Annotated in this window: 14 protein-coding genes, 2 tRNA genes and 6 pseudogenes; 16 read left to right on the forward strand and 6 right to left on the reverse strand. The window is 41.7% G+C overall.

Translation table 11 applies throughout. The annotated features are described in order from the left end of the window. Positions 1–101 precede the first annotated feature (101 nt). Positions 102–174, forward strand: a tRNA-Thr gene (locus JCM14505_RS05070). Positions 175–505: 331 nt separating this feature from the next. On the opposite strand, the gene JCM14505_RS05075 is transcribed toward JCM14505_RS05070, so the two are convergent. After that, complete coding sequence (locus JCM14505_RS05075) at positions 506–850, reverse strand: hypothetical protein (protein WP_054653352.1); 345 nt, start codon at positions 848–850, stop codon at positions 506–508. A gap of 27 nt (positions 851–877) precedes the next feature. After that, positions 878–970, reverse strand: a pseudogene (locus JCM14505_RS10445) (TetR/AcrR family transcriptional regulator); the annotation flags it as partial. A gap of 238 nt (positions 971–1208) precedes the next feature. Between JCM14505_RS10445 and JCM14505_RS05080 the strand changes: the two are divergent. The 5 genes and pseudogenes from JCM14505_RS05080 (at position 1209) to JCM14505_RS05100 (ending at position 8199) form a co-directional block, all read left to right on the forward strand. Next, positions 1209–2976 (forward strand): annotated as a pseudogene (locus JCM14505_RS05080) (DHA2 family efflux MFS transporter permease subunit). Between the two features lie 769 nt (positions 2977–3745). Beyond that, positions 3746–4204, forward strand: a complete 459-nt coding sequence (locus JCM14505_RS08700; protein ID WP_162200494.1) for a CAT RNA binding domain-containing protein — start codon at positions 3746–3748, stop codon at positions 4202–4204. Next, positions 4204–4509 (forward strand): PRD domain-containing protein, encoded by a 306-nt coding sequence (locus JCM14505_RS08705; RefSeq protein ID WP_082405632.1) that lies wholly within the window; start codon positions 4204–4206, stop codon positions 4507–4509. Before JCM14505_RS08700 ends, JCM14505_RS08705 begins: the two co-directional genes overlap by 1 nt. Before the next feature lie 218 nt (positions 4510–4727). After that, positions 4728–6713 (forward strand): annotated as a pseudogene (locus JCM14505_RS10565) (beta-glucoside-specific PTS transporter subunit IIABC). A gap of 13 nt (positions 6714–6726) precedes the next feature. Continuing rightward, positions 6727–8199, forward strand: coding sequence for a glycoside hydrolase family 1 protein (locus JCM14505_RS05100; protein ID WP_054653353.1), 1473 nt, complete (start codon positions 6727–6729; stop codon positions 8197–8199). Positions 8200–8253: 54 nt separating this feature from the next. On the opposite strand, the gene JCM14505_RS05105 is transcribed toward JCM14505_RS05100, so the two are convergent. Further along, positions 8254–8670, reverse strand: a complete 417-nt coding sequence (locus JCM14505_RS05105; RefSeq protein ID WP_054653354.1) for an alpha-glucosidase C-terminal domain-containing protein — start codon at positions 8668–8670, stop codon at positions 8254–8256. Positions 8671–8704: 34 nt separating this feature from the next. On the opposite strand from JCM14505_RS05105, the pseudogene JCM14505_RS05110 reads away from it, so the two are divergent. The 4 genes and pseudogenes from JCM14505_RS05110 to JCM14505_RS05125 form a co-directional block, all read left to right on the forward strand. Continuing rightward, positions 8705–8923 (forward strand): annotated as a pseudogene (locus JCM14505_RS05110) (PTS beta-glucoside transporter subunit EIIBCA); the annotation flags it as partial. Between the two features lie 92 nt (positions 8924–9015). Next, the gene (locus JCM14505_RS05115; protein WP_054653356.1) at positions 9016–9723 is read left to right on the forward strand and encodes an alpha/beta hydrolase; all 708 of its coding nucleotides are present in this window, start codon (positions 9016–9018) and stop codon (positions 9721–9723) included. A 105-nt stretch (positions 9724–9828) separates the two neighbouring features. Beyond that, positions 9829–10314 (forward strand): flavodoxin, encoded by a 486-nt coding sequence (locus JCM14505_RS05120; RefSeq protein WP_054653357.1) that lies wholly within the window; start codon positions 9829–9831, stop codon positions 10312–10314. A gap of 87 nt (positions 10315–10401) precedes the next feature. Continuing rightward, positions 10402–11204, forward strand: a pseudogene (locus tag JCM14505_RS05125) (alpha/beta hydrolase). A gap of 46 nt (positions 11205–11250) precedes the next feature. Here JCM14505_RS05125 and JCM14505_RS05130 read toward each other — a convergent pair. Next, positions 11251–11676: an Hsp20/alpha crystallin family protein gene (locus tag JCM14505_RS05130; RefSeq protein WP_054653358.1), complete on the reverse strand. Its 426-nt coding sequence runs from the start codon at positions 11674–11676 to the stop codon at positions 11251–11253. 233 nt (positions 11677–11909) lie between these two features. Between JCM14505_RS05130 and JCM14505_RS05135 the strand changes: the two genes are divergently transcribed. The 4 genes and pseudogenes from JCM14505_RS05135 to JCM14505_RS05155 all read left to right on the forward strand — a co-directional run bounded on the left by JCM14505_RS05135 (position 11910) and on the right by JCM14505_RS05155 (position 14407). Further along, positions 11910–12089: an LPXTG cell wall anchor domain-containing protein gene (locus tag JCM14505_RS05135; protein ID WP_054653359.1), complete on the forward strand. Its 180-nt coding sequence runs from the start codon at positions 11910–11912 to the stop codon at positions 12087–12089. A gap of 91 nt (positions 12090–12180) precedes the next feature. Continuing rightward, the gene (locus JCM14505_RS10040; RefSeq protein ID WP_082405633.1) at positions 12181–12657 is read left to right on the forward strand and encodes a glycosyltransferase family 2 protein; all 477 of its coding nucleotides are present in this window, start codon (positions 12181–12183) and stop codon (positions 12655–12657) included. Continuing rightward, on the forward strand, positions 12615–13325 hold the full coding sequence (locus JCM14505_RS10045) for a glycosyltransferase family 2 protein (RefSeq protein WP_082405634.1): 711 nt from the start codon (positions 12615–12617) through the stop codon (positions 13323–13325). Before JCM14505_RS10040 ends, JCM14505_RS10045 begins: the two co-directional genes overlap by 43 nt. A gap of 148 nt (positions 13326–13473) precedes the next feature. Beyond that, a pseudogene (locus JCM14505_RS05155) lies at positions 13474–14407 on the forward strand (L-lactate dehydrogenase). A 49-nt stretch (positions 14408–14456) separates the two neighbouring features. On the opposite strand, the gene JCM14505_RS05160 reads toward JCM14505_RS05155, so the two are convergent. Then, positions 14457–16982, reverse strand: coding sequence for a M1 family metallopeptidase (locus JCM14505_RS05160; RefSeq protein ID WP_054653363.1), 2526 nt, complete (start codon positions 16980–16982; stop codon positions 14457–14459). A gap of 112 nt (positions 16983–17094) precedes the next feature. Here JCM14505_RS05160 and JCM14505_RS05165 point away from each other — a divergent pair. After that, a tRNA-Thr gene (locus tag JCM14505_RS05165) sits at positions 17095–17168 on the forward strand. Positions 17169–17211: 43 nt separating this feature from the next. Here the strand turns inward: JCM14505_RS05165 and hpt are convergent. After that, positions 17212–17745 carry a hypoxanthine phosphoribosyltransferase gene (hpt, locus tag JCM14505_RS05170; RefSeq protein WP_054653364.1) on the reverse strand — a complete coding sequence of 178 codons (534 nt, stop codon included), beginning with the start codon at positions 17743–17745 and terminating at the stop codon, positions 17212–17214. Between the two features lie 217 nt (positions 17746–17962). Here hpt and JCM14505_RS05175 point away from each other — a divergent pair, with 217 nt between their 5' ends. Continuing rightward, positions 17963–19099 (forward strand): ArgE/DapE family deacylase, encoded by a 1137-nt coding sequence (locus JCM14505_RS05175; protein WP_225352280.1) that lies wholly within the window; start codon positions 17963–17965, stop codon positions 19097–19099. Positions 19100–19170 lie beyond the last annotated feature (71 nt).

A 19170-nucleotide genomic window follows, 5' to 3' on the forward strand; every position in this document is an offset into this window, starting at 1 on the left:
TTTTTATTAATCGAAATTAATATTAATTTGTTTGAAAAAAACGATTGATATTAACTTGATTAATTGATATAATAGTTCTTGTGCTTGAGATTAAGCATTATGCTGATTTAGCTCAGTTGGCAGAGCACGTCACTAGTAATGATGAGGTCGTAGGTTCGAATCCTATAATCAGCATTTTTAACATGTTTAAGCATGTTCATAGGCGTTCAAAACGTTGATATAACCGCATTCTTACTTTTGTTAAAATCATATATAGACATGGTTTTACAGATAAGTGAGGACGAAAAAAACGACTATGCCACAGCAAGTAATAAGGCATTCACCAGTTAAGGTGGATGTCTTTTTTTCTTTATTAAAAATAATAATGCACACAGGAATGCTGTGCGCAAGGTTTTGTAGCAAGAACCGATTGTATATAGCTGATAAGCTGGGCTTTTGTGCCTAGCCTATTTAATCAAGTTAAACATTTATTAATTTTGTATTTCACCCTTCGTGGAATACTACATTATTGATATTCACTTTTTACAATGTCTAACAAAGAATTAAACGTAATTTCGTTCGGATGAATAAGCCAATTGCTAAAGACATTCCAGATACCCCCTAATCGTAAGTAGGAAATATATTTTAAATCTACCGATTCTTTTGGTGAAAGGTCTTCACCTTTACGGAATTGAATGAAATAATTTGGAAAGATTTCATTGAATCTTTCTAGTATTCGTGCGTTTAATTCAGCGTTAATCATAACTTTGAATTCGTAAGAGTAGGTTTTCCAAAAGTTAAATAATAAATCAATTAATTCAGGATTTGATTTTGGTTGTTTTTCGCTGATGTAATTAATCCATTCGTGCATTAGTTGATCTAAGTATTCGTTAAATAATTGATCTTTAGAATTAAAATATCGATAGAAAGTATTTCTAGAAATTTCAGCTTCAGTTGCGATATTTAATACGGTGATGTCATCGAATGAAGAAGTATGTAGTAAGTTAAAAAAAACTTTTTAAAATTCTAGACTTAGTTTGCAGTGACATTCTGTTTTTCATAAGTTAATTCTCCTTACTGTGACACAAAACTAATATATGTGTCGTTTATTAAGATTGCGCTCAATGTATTGAAATTAAATATAAATTTTTTATTATATTAGTATGTCAGTGACACGTGTGTCAATAATGAGATATATCTAATTATCCATTAGTGAAAGGAGAAAAAAAATGCAACTAAAAAGAAAAATTATTGGTTTTATCGGATTAATATTAGCTATGTTTATGGGGTCGCTCGATGCAACAATTGTAAATATTGCGCTACCTGATATCATGAAAGATTTAGGGTCCAGTTTAACAAATACAAGTTGGGTTGCAACTATTTATGTTTTAGCAATGGCTTCTTTTATCATAACTGCTGCTAAATTAGCTGACATTTTTGGAAGAAAAAAAGTTATGTTAATTGGGATTGTTTTGTTTGGTGCTTTTTCGTTTGCATGTATGACAGCTAAAACATTAGAGTTCTTAATTATTTATCGAGCTTTTCAAGGAATTGGCGGAGCTATTTTAACCCCAATTATTTTACCAATGGGAGTAGAGTTATTTGGTAAGTTAAATACTAGTAAAATTACAGCCTGTATGGGTGCATTTAGTGCATTAGCAGCAGCAAGCGGTCCAGCGATTGGTGGATTTATTATTAATTATTCAAATTACCATTGGATTTTTGGGATTAATGTCCCAATTTCGATTGTTGCATTTATGATGGTTGCCTTTGGAACAGAAGAGTCTTACGATTCATCGATTGAAAAATATATCGATTGGGCAGGTGTACTATTATTAACCATCTTTTTAGGGATGCTATGCTTTGGATTATTAGAAGGACGCGAATATGGTTGGACATCTAGTATGATAATTACTAGTTTTGTTGTTAGTGGTATAACGCTTATTTTATTTGTAATAGCTGAACTTAAGGTAAAGTCACCAATTATAAACTTAAAGTTATTTAGAGAGAAAACTTTTAGTTCTTCATGTTTTATATACATGGTATTTGGTTTTGCTATTATTGACCCCTCGCTAATCCTAAATTATTTTTTTACAGAATGTTAAAGGTTATTCAGCACTATATTCCGCATATTTAATCATTCCAACTTCTTTGGCTATTGCAGTGGGGATGCCTTTAGCTACAAGGATGTATAAATCGGTTAGTTCTCGATTATTAATTAGTATTGGGTTAGTAATTACTTCGGGTGGATTATACATGTTAGGATTACTAAAAACTAGTACCAGTTCGGAAATTATTGTGTGCTGCAATATTATTATTGGTCTTGGACTTGGGTTTACGGCGATTGCTACGACATCGTCAGTTAAATTTTTACCTGTTGATAAAATCGGAATCGGATCTGGGGTAGTTAATGCATCTCGATATGTCGGTCAAGCACTTGGAATGGCATTATTAGTTACCATTTTGAATCATAACGTAATAACAGCTAAGAATAATATTCGTACTATTGCTTATAATCAGATTAATGAACGGGTGCTTTCTCAACATGTTAAAAAAGTATCTAGAGAACAAATCAAGGTAACTTTTAGTAATTCTAAAAATACCAATGTTAGTGGTGGTAATTCTAAAAAAATGAAACATCAAATTATAGAAGCCGCTAAACAAGGGAATGGACTGCCGATTCCTAAGCATGATAGTGACTACTATAATCTTTACGTTGCTAATGATCACTTAAGTAAAGGAATGCTTTCATTAGGAGAAAATCCATTATTATCAAACATTACAGAACCTGTATTATTGGGACAGCATAAATTAGGAATGGGAATAAAACTTTTAGCTCAGAAAAGAGAATTATCTGAAGCCTTTCATATTATTAAGGTCAATAAAAATAAAGAGCTTTCAAATGCCTTTTCTAAGGTCTTTAAGTTGTCAGCAATTATTATTTTAGTCAGCCTACCATTATCGTTGATGACAGATAGAAAATCAAAAAGCTATTAGGTGAATTGAAAATCAGATATTTAAATAAACTGTTTGGGAAAATATCGGAGTTCGTTAAAGGGGGAGAGAAGTGAATCAACTTAGTTTTTTATTAATTTTTCCTAGCCTATTTATGATTCATGAAATGGAAGAAATTATTTTAATGCCAAAATTTGTTCCAAGTAAGTTAGAAAAAAAATATTATAAAGGATTTTTATACTCCATTTAAGTTCAATGTGGTTGTTTTAGAGGAATTTTTACTGTTACTTACCATATTGATGTTTAGTATTAAATATAATAATTTTATGTTTTACGATACGGTGATAATTGCGTATATATATCATATTTTTGTTCACTTGTTTCAGACTTTATTGTTAAAAAAGTTATTCTCCAGGTTTATTAAGTGGAATCATTAGTTCACTGTATTGTATTAGCATGATGTATCCGTATTTAAATCATCATCATTATTTATACCTATATTCCTTGCTTACATTAATTATTATTATGTTAAATATTTTGATTAGTTTTATATTGCTGAATACGGTATTTTCTAGAAAGTAGAATTAATGTAATAACACTACAATTATAAGTTATGGATAAATAAGTGAAAGTTTGATTTTGTAATTTAATTAAATTAATAAATTAAAAAATCACAAGCCTGCGTTGACAGCGCTTACACGAGGTGTTAACATAATACTTGTAATAAGGCGTGTAACTGATTCGATCAGGCATGAACCTACAAATCTTTTATGGATTTGTGGGCTTTTTTATTCAAAAGGAGCGGGCGACGATGAAATTAATTAAGAATTTTAATAACAATGCCGCCTTAGTAAAGGATGATTGTGATAATGAATGGGTGGTAATTGGCAAAGGAATTAGCTTTGGTAAGCATCCGTGCGAAGTAATTGATGACCAAAAGATTGAACGACGATTTAAAGCTGATGATTCGCCAGCAAATGTAGTGGAAACAGCAGTGAATATCTCGCCAGAAATTGTGGAAGTGGTTAATCAAATTGAACGCTTAGTCAATGATGAACTCCAAGTAAAATTTGATGATTATCAATATTTATCGCTAGCTGATCATATTGAATTTGCGATTAAACGCACGCAAGATGGCTTGCACCTTGATTCGGCAACGGTTAGTTGGGAAATGAGCCGGTTATTCCCAGCGGAGTTTCAAACGGCTAAAGAAGCGGTTCGTTTAATTAATGGGATGACTGGGGCCGGCTTGGAAGAAAGCGAAGCGTGATGATTGCGCAGCATTTTATTAATGCGGGGGATCAAGGGGCGACGATTCAAGATACTTTGAAGATATCTCGGTTGATTAAAGGGCTAATTGATATTTTGCAGTATCAATATAAAATTGAATTGGATCGAAATTCATTTAACTATACCCGATTTATTGGTCACTTACGGGCGTTTATGGTGCGGCAATTAACTAATACGAAACTAGCAGAAGATCAATTAGATACAACGTTAGTTCAATTAATTAATGAAAAGTATCCCGATGCTGTGGCAACAGTTGATCGGTTTGCGGTCTTTTTAAACAAGTAAATGGGCTGGGAAATTTCAGCCGATGAGCGCGTCTTTTTAATATTACATGTTTGGCGTGTAACTCATTATCAAGGTGAATAATGAGTGGGTGTGTAACATCTGATTAGATGGCATGAACCTGAGCAGTCAAAATGAGTTGATTATTGCATGATAGTCGACTGATTTTGGCGACTCAGGTTTTTTGTTTGCCATGGATAGTAATAAGGAGGATTAGGATTATGGCAGATCATGGATATCGTGATTTAGCACAATTTATCATCGACAATGTGGGTGGTAAAAGTAATATTGTATCCGTTGTACACTGTACGACGCGGTTGCGATTTAAATTAAAGGATGAAGCAAAGGCGAATGATGATGCTTGAAGGCCAATGACGGCGTAGTGACGGTGGTTAAAGCCGGGGGACAATATCAAGTTGTGATTGGCACCCATGTTGATAAGGTTTACGATGACGTCTTAGCCGTTGGGGGCCTTAGTGGTGGCGGTCAAGTGGCTGATGACTATGAAGATAAGGAAAATATGTCCTTAGTGGATCGCTTCATTGATTTAATTTCAGGAATTTTCACCCCGTTCTTAGGTGTGATGGCCGCGGCCGGGATGATTCAAGGGCTAACGTCAGCGATGGGGTCATTTGGCTGGATTTCACAAAATTCGGGGACCTATAATATTCTTTACGGGACCGGGAATGCCTTCTTTTACTTCTTACCATTAGTGCTAGGGATTACGGCTGCCCGGAAATTTAACGTCAATGAATTTGTCGGCATGGCAATTGGGGGGGCGATGGTCTACCCAAAGATTTTAGCCCTGTACAATTCTAAAACGGTCTTAATGACGTTATTTAAAGGAAGTGTCTTGGCATCACCAATTCATGCGACGTTCTTTAAGATTCCAGTGATTTTAATGGATTACTCCTCAACGGTGATTCCGATTATTTTAGCCATCTGGTTTGCTTCTTATGTGCAAAAGTTGATGATGAAGTTAATTCCTGGCGTGGTGCAATTATTCTTAGTACCATTTGGGGTGTTATTAATTACCGTGCCCGTCACGTTCTTAGTGATTGGACCAGTTGCAACGTGGGCCGCCGATTTAATTGCGGCTATCATTCAAGCCGTCATTAACTTTAGTCCAGTCGTGGCCGCCCTCTTAGTTGGTGGTTTCTGGCAAATCTTAGTGATGTTCGGGGTGCACTGGGGGATTGTGGCTGCTTTTTACACCGAATTATCAACGCAAGGTTGGGACCAAATGTTCTTGTTCTCAGTCGCCGTGTGTTTCTCGCAAATTGGGGTGGTAACGGCGATTATTTTCCAAACGAAGAATCCCAAGACCAAGGCAATTGCGGTGCCAGCACTAATCTCCGGAATCTTTGGGGTCACGGAACCAGCTATTTATGGGGTGACGTTACCACGGAAACGTTCCTTTATTTTATCTTGTCTCGGGGGAGCAATTGGGGCCGTTCCATTTGCACTTGGTGGCGTTAAAGCTTCTCCATGGCGGGGATGGGAGTCTTTGCCTTCCCAATGGTGATTGGTAAAACGAATGTTACGAGTTCCTTGATCTGGTGGTTAGCAGCCGTGATTGTTTCATACGTGGCTGGTTTATCATTACAATTACTGTTCGGCAAGAGTGCGGTTGATACGCCGGAAGAATTAGCGAAGTTACAAGCGGATGCCGTAACCGAAGTTGGGGCGCAAGCAGCCAATGTAAAAGAACAAGCAGTTAAGCAACAAGTGCAAGCGGCCATGGCGGCGGATAAAGCAGCGACGCAATTAAATGCTCCAGTCAGTGGCCAAGTAGTACCGTTAGCTGAAGTTAAGGATGAAGTCTTCTCCAGTGGGGCGATGGGCCAAGGAATCGCCATCTTACCAAGCGATGGGATTCTTCGTGCACCCGCTGATGGGAAGATTGCGCTCGTATTCCCAACCGGCCATGCGTGGGGATGAATACCGATGCTGGTGCTGAAGTGTTAATGCATATCGGGATGGATACGGTGAACTTAGAAGGGCGAGGCTTTGAAACCTTGGTTGAAAAAGATCAAGTTGTGAAAGCTGGTGACCCGTTAGTTAAATTTGATTTGCAAGTGATTAAAGAAGCCGGGTATGAAACAACGACGATTATGGTAATTACGAATTCCAATCAATATCACGAAATCACGCCCGTTGCTCAAGGTAACGTCACCACGACGGATACCGTGTTAACATTAGACTAGGAGGAAATGAACAATGGCTAATTTTAGCAATGACTTTTTATGGGGTGGCGCTACGGCGGCTAACCAAGTTGAAGGTGGTTTTGACGAAGGTGGTAAGGGTTTATCCGTAACTGATATTCAAACCGCTGGGAGTGTTGCTACACCACGGTACTTAACTTATACCCTTAATGGTGAAGTTCATAAAAGTGTTTCGATGCCCGGTGGTGGATTACCAGCTGGTGCGAAGGGAACGGTCTTAGCGGATGAATATTACCCGAACCATGTCGCAATTGATTTCTATCACCGGTACAAGGAAGATATTAAATTATTTGCCGAAATGGGCTTTAAAACGTACCGGCTCTCAATTGCGTGGACGCGGATTTTTCCTAATGGTACCGAAAGCGAACCGAACCAAGCTGGTTTAGACTTTTATCGGCGGGTGTTTGAAGAATTGCGGAAGTATGACATTGAGCCAATTGTCACGATTTCGCATTATGAAGACCCCTTGGCATTAAGCGAAAAGTACAATGACTGGCAAGATCGGGGCATGATTGATGCTTACGTAAAATATGCCACGACGTTGTTTAAGGAATACAAGGGATTAGTAAAGTACTGGTTAACATTTAATGAAATTAATTCGGCCTTATTGATGATGTCAACGTTTGGCGATGGTGGCGATGATGCTGATTATCAACACGCTTACCAAAAGTTACACTACCAATTCGTCGCCTCAGCGCGGGCAGTCCAAATCGCGCATGAAATTGATCCAGCAAATGTCGTTGGGAACATGATTTGTGGGATTGTTTACTACCCCGGTTCACCTGATCCGCAAGATATTATGTTGAATCGGTACAATTGGGAACAAAATATCCTTTATTGTAGTGATGCACAATGTAAGGGTGAATACCCAACTTTTGCCAAGCGGTTATGGGCGGAACACAATGTGCACTTAGATATTACCGACCAAGATCGAGCTGAATTAAAAGCCGGCACTGTTGATATGTACACGTTCTCTTACTACATGTCCAACATGGTGACGACGCATGATACGGATGACAAGGTCGGCGGGAACTTTACCGCCGGGGCGAAGAATCCGTACTTACAATACTCTGCATGGGGCTGGGCAACGGATCCCACGGGGCTCCAATACTACTTGGAAACGATGTATGACCGGTACCATTTACCAATGATGGTCGTTGAAAATGGGCTCGGTGAAGTTGATAAGTTTGAAGACGGTACGGTTCATGATGATTACCGGATTGATTACTTACGGCAACACATTCAAGCCATGGACAAAGCCATTGAAAACGGGGTTGACCTCCGCGGGTACACGACGTGGGGTTGTATCGACTGTGTCTCAGCCGGAACTGGCCAAATGTCAAAACGTTACGGTTTCATTTACGTTGATCGTGATGATCAAGGCAAGGGGACACTAGCCCGGTATCCAAAGGACTCGTTCTACTGGTACCAAAAGGTGATTCAAAGTAACGGGGAAGAATTAGACTAAAACATACGAAAAGGCGTGCTGACCGACGATTTGGTCAGCACGCCTTTATTTTGGTTAAGCGTTAATCCTAATAGCGAGGGCTTCGTATGGTTGTAAGGTTAAAGTAGCAGCTACGGTATCATTTGTTCGTTGATAATTACTAATGACCACTTCATACGGTAATCCCTGCCATTGGTTTAAATTAATTTGATGCGCTTGACCGTAGAAATTAGTCAAGACGAGGATTTGTTGATGGTGATCAGGAAGAAAACGCCGGTAAGCGAGAACTTGCGGATCATCATCTAAGAACATTTCGATTTGTCCCGCTGAAATTAACGGTTCTGATTTCCGGAGCGCGATTAATTGTTGGTAGTAATTGAAAATTTGGCCATGATTAAGTTCGGCGGCTACATTAATCGTTTGTTGATCAGTTGGTATTAACCATGGTTTGACATCGCTAAAGCCGGCGTATTGACTATCGTCCCAGTGCATCGGAGTCCGCGAATTATCTCGTGATTTCGTTTGGATGCATGGGACGATGTTTGGTTTCACCGGTGGTTTAATTGGTTTCTCCAGCTTCTTTAATCCAGCCCATCCAACGGAATTGAATAGTTTCTATGCGTTCTTATTAGCTAGTTTAGTTTCGATTGTAGTTAGTTTCCTCGTAACCTGGTTCTGGGGATACAATGATCAAATGGTAATGGGCAAGAAAGTTGCGAAAAAGCAACGTCCAGGATCAAAATAAATGTTTACAAGCACGCTCGCAAAAGAGGGTGCTTTTATTTTGGTGATAATCGCGGTACGATAGTTTTAACAGTAGTTCAAGTGAGGGTTAAGATGAAGCGATTAGTTAAATGGTTATTGGGAATAATAGTTGTACTTGCAATCGGGGGTTGGGGATGGCTACATCAGGCGACTTATCAACCGAGTCGCCCTGCCCAACAGGTAGCTGCGCAAGCAAAGCAGACGCGCCAAGTCACGACTTTTCTCGCCCGGAATTCTCAGTTAACCGTAGTGTTGTATCCGGGCGCATTAGTTAAACCAGCCGCTTACTCAATTTGGGCGCAACAGGTTGCTAAGCAAGGGTACACGGTTAAAATTGTCCATTTTCCATTGAATTTAGCGATTTTTAAACCGCAAGCCGTTCAACAAGTTGTGGGCAAGCATGAAAAGTATGTCATTGGGGGGCATTCTTTAGGCGGGGCGATGGCGGCGCGCGCGGTTCACCAACATCATCCACGGAATTTAAAAGGAGTCTTTTTCCTTGCATCGTATCCGGATGCGAAGGGACGCTTAGATCACCAACGATTACCAGTTTTATCAATCGTTGGTAGTCGTGATGGCGTCTTAAAGTGGGCTCGTTATCGCCAAGGAAAACATTACCAGCCCAAGATGACGCGGTATGTTGTGATTAAAGGTGGAAATCATGGTAACTTTGGTTCATATGGACATCAACAAGGTGATCGGACCGCGACGATTACTAATGCGACCCAACAACGTTTGATAGCCCAAGAATTATTTGCGTGGTTGCAACAAATTAAATAGTTGAATTAATCAGGAGCAGTCCTGATTTTTAAAGCAGATTGGTTGACATCGTGTCAGAACGGTCGTTTAATATGATTAAACGCAGGTTAACAAGGAGGGAAGCTGATGAGTAAGACATTAGTAATTTATTATTCTAATACGGGCACCACGAAAGCGATGGCCGAAAAAGTCGCAGCGCACTTAACCGCGGATTTAGCGGTCGTATACCCCGAACAACCATATACGGCGGCGGATTTAAATTGGCATGACAAGCAAAGTCGGACCTCGATTGAACAACATACGAGTCAAAGTCGGGTAGCAATTAAGGATGATTTACCATCGTTAGCTGATTACGACAATGTTGTAATTGGTCATCCAATTTGGTGGGCGATTCCACCACGGATGTTTGCAAGCTTGATTGATCAATTAGACTTAAACGGTAAGCACGTGGCGTTCTTTGCAACTTCGGGTGGTTCGGGCTACACGCGTTGTCAATCATTCTTTGAACGGACCATTAAAGAAAATGGTTATACGGCGATCATAAACCAGGGCGCGGTTTTGCATAATGAGCAAGATTTAAGTACGTGGCTCGCCCAACAAAAATTAGCGTAAGCTTGAGGTGAATTGATGAAAGTTAAACTAAGCGCCTGGTGGTTCAGCTTGGGAATGATTGGGATCATTCTTGGTGGCTGGTTCCTAATGCGACCGGCAGCGCAAGCCAATTGGATCAACGTTACGACGCCTACAATCTTTGTTCATGGTTGGGGGAGTAGTGCCAAAGCGGAACATTATATGACCCAGGGGGCGGTGCAAGCTGGCGTGACAAAAACGGTGGTGCAAGCCCAGGTTGATCGACATGGGCAGGTAACGTTTAACCATCCCATTCCCAAGGGGGCACGGAATCCGATTGTTGAAGTTAATTTGGCTGACAATAAATTAATGGCGTTTCAACGCCAGCAAGATGGTGGAGTGAGTGCTTATCATCGAGGTGGTTGGTATATTCTCCAAGTAGTCCGCGCTTTAGAACGGCAACACCATTACGCTTGGATTAATTTTGTGGGTCACTCAATGGGAAACTTAGAGATTATTAATTATTTGAATGATAATGCGACTGATCATTCCCTTCCGCGGGTGCGCCATTTAGTGGCGATTGCCGGTCATTACAATGGTCTAGCAATGCAAAATGCGGCGGTTAAACGGGCGACGGTAGACGCTGCGGGGAAACCTGATTGGATGGCCCCGAGTTATCAAGCTTATTGCCATTGCGACAAAAATTTGATCCGCAAACCCGCGTGTTAAATATTTACGGTGATCTTCAAGATGGTAGCCATTCCGATGGTTCGGTTACAGTTAATTCCGCCCGGGCGTTAAAATATTTAGTTGGTTCGCGGGCAAAATCATATCAAGAAGTTAAATTTACGGGTCGACAAGCACAACATAGTCGGTTACATCATAACCGGCAAGTGAATCGACAATTAATTAAATTTTTATGGGGCAAGTAAAAAGCAGCTGGTGAAAACGAATTTTGTTTTCACCAGCTGCTTTAGTTTAATCGATACTAATGCTCGTTTGGTTATTGGCTTGGTCAGTTAACTTAGGTAAGTCTAAAATTAAGACCCCGTCTTCGTACTTCGCCTTGGCGTTATTAATATCAACGTCAGGAAGGCGGAATTCCCGACTCATTTGCCCGTAGTGCCGTTCACTGTGGAGTAAGTTACCTTCGTGATCAGCTTCGTCAGCAAATGAATCACGCGTTCCCGTCACTGTTAAGATGTTGTTAGCGTAGTTAACATGAATCTTATCCTTAGGAAAACCTGGTAAATCCATCTTTAACCGATAGCTATGTTCCGTTTCGGCAATATCAGTCTTCATTGAAGTTGGCGTGGTTTGCGCGAAGAAGTTATCATTCATCCAATTGCGTAAATCAAACACATCTCCAAATAAATCATTGCGCCGTTGTAATTCGTGAGCCATATTGATTCCTTCTTTCTTGTGATTGATTTTCTTTACACTTATATCTTACCACTATTTCACAGATGTGAACTAATTATTTTGACCTTTTTTTGACCAAGTTTTAAATTCACGGTTTAAAGGAATGTTTAATGAATCTTAACTAATCCTTGTAACCCCTTACATGATTTTCTAAGGTTTGGTTGTTAAGCTAGGGGTTGTAGTTAAGTAGCATTGATTTATCAGGAGGTTTCTTTATGTACTCACGAGTTGTTCAAAGTAGTATGGCTCTACCAGTTGCGACGATTTTGCCGCGGACGGGGGCGACCTTAAGTCAGGTGGTAAGTGTTATTTTTGGGGTGTTAATGTTAATGCTAGTCGTTTCATTAATCATGATTAAAATTAAACAACGGCAATTAGAACGTGAGGATGATTAATGGAATCAGTTAATCGATTTATTTTAATTTTATTTTCAATCTTGGTTGTATTTAATGTTAGTCGCTTATTAATTGGGTTAACTTTAGCTAATTGGCATCAATTGCGACATTTAAATCGCCAGCGGCGGAAGTTACCTCGGTCGTTGCCAACGATGAGTGTGATTATTCCAGCTACAATGAAGAAAAATATATTCAACGAGCGGTAAAATCAGTCTTGAGGCAAACTGGGGTTCAGTTTGAAGTGATTGTGGTTGATGATGGCTCGACGGATCATACGGGGATTTTGCTTGATAAAATGGGCCAACGATATCCGCAGTTAGTCGTGTTACATCAAAATAATCAAGGGAAATCACGGGCGATTAATCATGGTTTAGCCAAGGCGACGGGAGAATTGGTAATGGTCTTAGATGCGGACTCTTATTTAGGGGAGCAAGCCTTAATGACGATGAGTCAGCATTTTGTTGATCCGCAGGTGATTGGGATGAGTGCGAATGTTCGGATTACCCGTCCGTTGAATTGGATTGAATGGGTGCAAAAAAAATTGAATATTTATTGGGGTATCGCTTAAAGGGATCGGAAGAATCGTTGGGACTGGAGTATATCATTGGAGGAGTTGGCTCAACGTTTCGTCGCCAAGCGATGCAAAAAGTGGGCGGATATGATACGGATTCGGTAACGGAAGATATTGATTTTACTTTGAAGTTGATTACGGCTTTTGGAAATCGGGGCTGGCGGTTTGGTTACGCCAATGACGTGATGGCGTATACACCACCGGTACAGACGTTTATCGAATTAATCCGACAACGATTGCGGTGGAAGTATGGGCGGTTTAAGGCGTTAGTTAAGTATCGCCAATTAATTTTCAGTACCACGGGACAGTACACGAAAACGTTGAGTTGGTGGAAATTACCGAAAGTATATGGTGAGGAATTAATGATGCTCTTGGAACCGGTTTTAATCTTGTGGATTATCGGGATTGCCATTGCTTACTTAGATCCAACGACAATTATTTCAATTTTGGTACTCTATACGGTGTTTGCATTGGCAACCTTTATTCCTGAAGATTTATCACCGTTTGAGCGTTTGCAGTTATTGCTCGTGGCGCCGCTAACATATTTTATTTTATACGTAATTAATGTGGTGGACTGGATTTGTTTAATTCGTTGTCTACGGAAATGGCGCGCGATTGTTCGGAATCAAGATCAAACTGCCCGCTGGGAGCATGTGCAAAGATAAAACGATAGCCCGTCGCCAGAGCCATGGTGAGGGGCTTTTGTTTGGGGATTAACCAGAAAAAAATTAAAATTGGGGCGTGCAATTTAAGTGAGAGGAAGTATAATAATGACAATTCAATTAGAAAATTAAAAGGAAATGAGGGATGAATATGACACGAAAAGTCGGAATCATTGGAATGGGAAATGTGGGTGCAGCGGCTGCGCATTATATCGTGGCGAGTGGCTTTGCGGATGAATTAGTATTAATTGACAAGAATGAAGCCAAGGTTAAAGCGGATGCTTTAGACTTTGAAGATGCGATGGCTAACTTGTTGCACCACACGGAGATTACCGTCAATGATTATGCTGCATTAGCGGATGCCGATGTGGTCATTTCAGCCCTGGGAAACATTAAATTACAAGATAATGCCGGTGATGATCGGTTTGCGGAATTGCCATTTACCCGGGTGGAAGTGCGGGCAGTGGCCGAAAAAAATTAAGGCATCCGGGTTCCATGGTAAGTTAGTGGTAATCACCAATCCGGTTGATGTCATTACTTCGATTTATCAAGAAGTAACCGGGCTACCAAAGAACCATGTCATTGGGACAGGGACGTTATTGGATTCAGCGCGGATGAAGCGGGCGGTGGCCTCCCGATTAGGCTTGGATCCGCGGTCCGTCACGGGGTACAACCTTGGTGAACATGGGAACTCACAATTTACCGCTTGGTCAACGGTCCGGGTGTTAGGTAAGCCGGTTACCGAAATTGCAGCGGCCCGGGGACTTGATTTAGCCGAACTTGACCATGAAGCAAAAGTTGGTGGTCATACGGTCTTCCGGGGCAAGAAGTATACGAATTATGGGGTTTCAACTTCGGCAGTTAAGTTAGCCGTGGCGATTATGTCCAATTCGTTAACGGAAATGCCAGTTTCAAATTTCCGTGAAGAATACGGAATCTATTTGTCATATCCAGCAGTCGTTGGGAACGACGGCGTGGTGGAACAATTACAACTAGACTTAACCCCTGAAGAATTAGAGAAGCTCCAAGCCTCAGCCGACTTCATTAAGCAAAAGTACGCTGAAAGTAAGGAAGCCTTACAATAATTAAAAGGCACCTCGCAAAATGTTTTGCGAGGTGCTTTTTAGTATCGGATTATAATTCAGCTAAGGCAGCTAAGACGGCTGCTTGTTGTGCTTGGATTAAGGCCACCCGACTTTGAATGACGTTTAAGTCCATCTTGATTTCCCGGGTTAAACCAGGCGTATCGAGTTTTGGAGTAAAGAAACGGTCAAAGTTAGCTAATTGAGTTGGCGTCTTGAAGGCACGGGACGTTACAGTGATGAAAGTGGCAAATTCCATATCGCCACCAACAGTTGCTTCGAGCCAGTCCCAATTGGTTACTAACCAGTTCCAAGCTTCATCGCTGGCGCTATCATTAGCTAATAGGCCATAGTACCAGCCCCGCAAGTCTTGCGGTTTAATCACGGCCGCGTTTTTGAATTCTTTTAATAAGCCAGTGATTAAGGTGTGATCTTTAACACTCACCAAGGCGGCTTGTAAGCCACTCTTGAAACTTGGATTTGCCGTCTTTTGATACATGGTTAAGAATTGATGGAATAATTGCGTGCTAGGGTAATGTTTCATCTCATTCTTTAAGACGCTCGTCCGGATGGCAGCGGGGAGATTTTCTAAATCATCTTGATGAAGTTCGAAAAATTCATGGGCTTGCTTGATGGCCCCGTCGTCTTCACCAGCCAATGCCAGCCCAATAGCCATTGGGCGTAACATCGTTTGGTCCACTGTATCAGTGCCGTTAGCGTGCCAACCAAGGTTGTGTAAGTGGGGACGGCTTAATTCCCGGTAAAGTTGGTGTAATTGAGCTTCGGCGTCGCTATTTGGTTGGACGAATTGTTTTAATTGACCAGCTAAGGCAAATAAGACATCGTTAACAATGTAAGCCTCACTATGTGCGAATTGTGGTAATAATTTAACAATGTCAGCGTATGGAATTTGTTGGGCTTGGGCCAAGAGGCGGATATCTTCCAATAAATTCCGTTGGTCAGCAGCGTTGAGGGTTGCTAAATTATTTAACAGATCTGCTTGTAAGGTTTGGTCGTATTTCACAATAAAGTGGCTGGCAGCGGACTGGTTTAAACATAATGGTTGGTCATGTTGCGAACGCATTTGTTCGTAATTACCAAGGTTTAACGTCGGTGTTGTCATTAAGGCTGGAATTTCTGGGTAATTAGCGTGGAGCGGAATTTGCCATTGGCGGTTTTGATCTGAGTGTTCACCAATAAAGAATTGGTGTTGACTGAGGACTAAGTCGCCATCGACAAGGTTAGCTTCAACAACGGGATAACCTGGTTGTTCGAGCCAGGAATGCATAATTTGCCCCACTGGCATGCCAGAAGCGGCTTCTAAGGCTTGCCATAAATCGTCCCCAGTGGCGTTGCCGTATTGATGAGCAGCAAAGTATTGCTTTAAGCCGGCGCGTAAGGCATCGTCACCAATTAAGGAGCGAACCATGACTAACATTCGTGATCCCTTAGCGTAAACAATTGCCCCGTCGAATAATGCGTCGATTTCAGCCGGGTCATTAACAGCGACATGGACGGATTGCACGCCGTCAGTGGCATCCCGGTTTAAGGCACTTGGCACTTCGCTGGTTTGGAAGAGATCCCAAACTTGCCACGTTGGTTCGAGGGCATCAAGGGCGAGGTATTCCATCATGTTGGCAAAACTTTCATTTAACCATAATTCATCCCACCACTTCATCGTGACGAGATCCCCAAACCATTGGTGGGCCAATTCGTGGGTAATTACGGTTGCCACGATTTGCTTTGTGCGGAGTGGGGTGTTATCTGGATCAAGCGTTAAGTAGGCTTCCCGGTAAGTGACCAAGCCCCAGTTTTCCATTGCCCCGGCGGAGAAGTCGGGCAGGGCTAATTGCCATGAATGTGGTAATGGGTATGGCGTTTGATAGAAGTCTTCGTAGAATTCAATCGCCCGCTTCGCAATATCTAAGGCGAAATCGAGTTCCTTGGCTTGGTGGGCCTTAGTAGCGAAGACACCGACTTTAACGCCACTCTTGGTTTCGGTTAATTTGCTTTGTAAGTCCCCGAAGGCGAAGGCAACGAGATACGTTGACATTTTAACGGTGCGTTCAAAGTAGTGGTACCCATCAACAACCTTGGTTTCCGGCATATTAGCCAGCACCGTTTCACCGGGTTGTTCGTCAAATTTTAAAGCCAGGTCAAAGGTGGCCTTGGCTTCTGGTTCGTCAATCGATGGGAAGGCTTGCCGAGCAAAGGTGGTTTCGAATTGCGTCCCGATAATTTGCTTGGTTTCACCGTTTAGTTCGTAATAAGACGGGTAAATACCCATCATCGTGTCGGTTAATGGGGCAGTATAGGTAACAGCGACGGTGATTTCACCAGTTGTGGGGGTGGTGAAGTTAATTGTTTCGGTTTCATCGCTGACCGTAAATGGAACTGCTTGATCATTAACTAAGACTTCGCTTACGGTCATGAATTTTTGGTGGAGTTGTAAGGTTGGTTGGCTGGCGTGACCGGTGATGGTCGCCTGACCCGAAATTAATTTGCTAGCGCGATCAACCATAATTTTTAACTGGTAATTATTTGGTTGAAAAGCGGTATATAAGTGTTCAATTGCCATCTGGGCACCTCCTAAAATGTTTAATCATAGTATACGCTATTTTCAAGCGAAAGCGTAATGTTAGGTTACTTTCGATATTGCCGGATGAAATGAGATTTGATAAGCTAAAGATGCCATCTTAGCTCAGCTAGGTAGAGCGTGTCCATGGTAAGGATGAGGTCGGCGGTTCGAGTCCGCCAGGTGGCTTAAACGATTAATAAAAGGAGGCAGTCAAATGCCTCCTTTTTTATTAATCATAAATTTCGTGTTTTAAAATCGCAATTGCCGGTAAATTCCGGTATTGATGATTGTAATCAAGCCCGTAGCCAACGATGAATTCGTCGGGAACTTTAAAACCGACATAATCTGCTTCTAGGTCAACTTCGCGTCGACCAGGTTTATCAAGCATGGCGCAAGTTACGATGCTTTTAGCGCCACGATTAGCAAAGTGTTGCAGTAAAAATTGCAGTGAATTCCCAGTATCGATAATATCTTCGACGATAATGACGGGACGATCAGTAATATCGGTTGCTAAATCACGGAGTAAGCGCACGTTGTGGCTCGTTGAACTAGAACCGTAACTAGCAATGTCGATGTAATCGAGTGAAATTGGGAAGTTTAGTTGTCGGATGAGGTCGGCGGTAAAAATGGCGGCTCCGGTCATCACGGTTACAATGACGGGGTATTGATCGTGGTAGGTTTTAGTTAATTCGGCGCCGAGCTCAGCGACCCGCGTGGCGATTTCGTCCGGGGTGAACAGGATTTGTTCGCAATCTTGGTACATGAGTAACTCCTTTATCAGCTTAGTGCTTATTACGAATTAATTTTACCATACTTTAGAAACGAATTAACAATTAATGTTCGTGAAAATCAGGAATTTAATTATTTAGATGATTGTTCGTTCGTTAATCGACGGTAATTAACGAACAATCTAAGTTATGTTTGCGGAAAAAGTGGAAAACTCGTATGATAGATGAAATTGAATTTGAATTGAGGTGAAAATGATGCAAAAAACATCCCAGTTGGAATTATTACAAGCGTTGTTACAACGGCCGAGTGTGAATGGTGATGAACGGCGGGTAACGGAATACCTGGCCGAATTCCTAGCTAATCATGGCATTACGAGTGAGTTGATTGAATTATCTCCCGGGCGCGCGGGCTTAGTGGCTGAGATTGGACCGCAAAACCGGCCGGTCGTGGCTTTAGCAGCCCACGCTGATACGGTCGCAGTGGGTGAAGCGGATAATTGGCAATATCCGCCATTTGCGGCCACGGTTGCTAACAAGCGGATTTATGGGCGGGGCGCCGTTGATATGAAAGGCGGTTTAGCAGCGATGGTATGTGCGGTGGTAGCGCTTCATGAGCAGGAAAGTTCGTTACCGGTGCGGGTGCGCTTAATTGTGTCAACTGATGAAGAAGTCGGCGGACTTGGGGCAGCGCAATTAGTTGCAACAGGGCATTTAAAGGATGTCGTGGCGGTTGTAATTGGCGAAGCAACCAGTGGGGAAGTGCAGTATGCGCACAATGGTTCATTTGATTATCAAGTGACTTCAATTGGTAAGTTAGCACATAGTTCGCAACCGCAGTTAGGAGTAAACGCGGTGATGAATTTAGTTCAATTCATTAATCAAGAACCGACTGTCTTCGCCAATGCTCCTGTGAGTGAGGTGTTAGGCCCAGTGATTCACAGTGTAACCGTTTTTCATGGTGGGGAACAATTGAATTCAATTCCGGATCAAGCTTACCTACAAGGAAATGTGCGGACGATTCCGGAGTTTGATAATGAACAAACGAAAGCGGGTTTTGAACGGTTAATTACCCAGTTAAATCAACAACCAGGCGTTAATTTATCGTTATCGGTGGTCGCAGACTTTGCTCCAGTCGTGACCGCGCCGACGAACCCATTAGTTCAACAGATGCAACAAGCGGTGGCAGCGGTTACCGGCGTGCAACCTCCGTTGGCAATTTCTAATGGTGCCACGGATGCATCGCGCTATGTGATTGGTAATCCTGCGTTGGAGGTTGTGATTTATGGTCCCGGGGATGAAGCGCAGTCGCACCAAGTTGATGAATCATTGCCATTGGATGAATATTATCAAGCAATTGAGATTTATCAACGATTCATTATGAGGTTGTGAGCTCAGCTATCAATGCGCCTGTTGGCGTAACGATACAAATGGCGTCGGAACTGGCATCGCCAGGTTCGGCG

Source organism: Limosilactobacillus equigenerosi DSM 18793 = JCM 14505 (assembly GCF_001311375.1).
Lineage (GTDB): Bacteria > Bacillota > Bacilli > Lactobacillales > Lactobacillaceae > Limosilactobacillus > Limosilactobacillus equigenerosi.

Excerpts from the sequence above, each read along its gene's own strand:
- JCM14505_RS05075 (WP_054653352.1), bottom strand. The coding sequence starts at position 850 with ATGCACGAATGGATTAATTACATCAGCGAAAAACAACCAAAATCAAAT.
- JCM14505_RS08700 (WP_162200494.1), top strand. The coding sequence starts at position 3,746 with ATGAAATTAATTAAGAATTTTAATAACAATGCCGCCTTAGTAAAGGAT.
- JCM14505_RS08705 (WP_082405632.1), top strand. The coding sequence starts at position 4,204 with ATGATTGCGCAGCATTTTATTAATGCGGGGGATCAAGGGGCGACGATT.
- JCM14505_RS05100 (WP_054653353.1), top strand. The coding sequence starts at position 6,727 with ATGGCTAATTTTAGCAATGACTTTTTATGGGGTGGCGCTACGGCGGCT.
- JCM14505_RS05105 (WP_054653354.1), bottom strand. The coding sequence starts at position 8,670 with ATGCACTGGGACGATAGTCAATACGCCGGCTTTAGCGATGTCAAACCA.
- JCM14505_RS05115 (WP_054653356.1), top strand. The coding sequence starts at position 9,016 with ATGAAGCGATTAGTTAAATGGTTATTGGGAATAATAGTTGTACTTGCA.
- JCM14505_RS05120 (WP_054653357.1), top strand. The coding sequence starts at position 9,829 with ATGAGTAAGACATTAGTAATTTATTATTCTAATACGGGCACCACGAAA.
- JCM14505_RS05130 (WP_054653358.1), bottom strand. The coding sequence starts at position 11,676 with ATGGCTCACGAATTACAACGGCGCAATGATTTATTTGGAGATGTGTTT.
- JCM14505_RS05135 (WP_054653359.1), top strand. The coding sequence starts at position 11,910 with ATGTACTCACGAGTTGTTCAAAGTAGTATGGCTCTACCAGTTGCGACG.
- JCM14505_RS10045 (WP_082405634.1), top strand. The coding sequence starts at position 12,615 with ATGGGTGCAAAAAAAATTGAATATTTATTGGGGTATCGCTTAAAGGGA.
- JCM14505_RS05160 (WP_054653363.1), bottom strand. The coding sequence starts at position 16,982 with ATGGCAATTGAACACTTATATACCGCTTTTCAACCAAATAATTACCAG.
- hpt (WP_054653364.1), bottom strand. The coding sequence starts at position 17,745 with ATGTACCAAGATTGCGAACAAATCCTGTTCACCCCGGACGAAATCGCC.
- JCM14505_RS05175 (WP_225352280.1), top strand. The coding sequence starts at position 17,963 with ATGATGCAAAAAACATCCCAGTTGGAATTATTACAAGCGTTGTTACAA.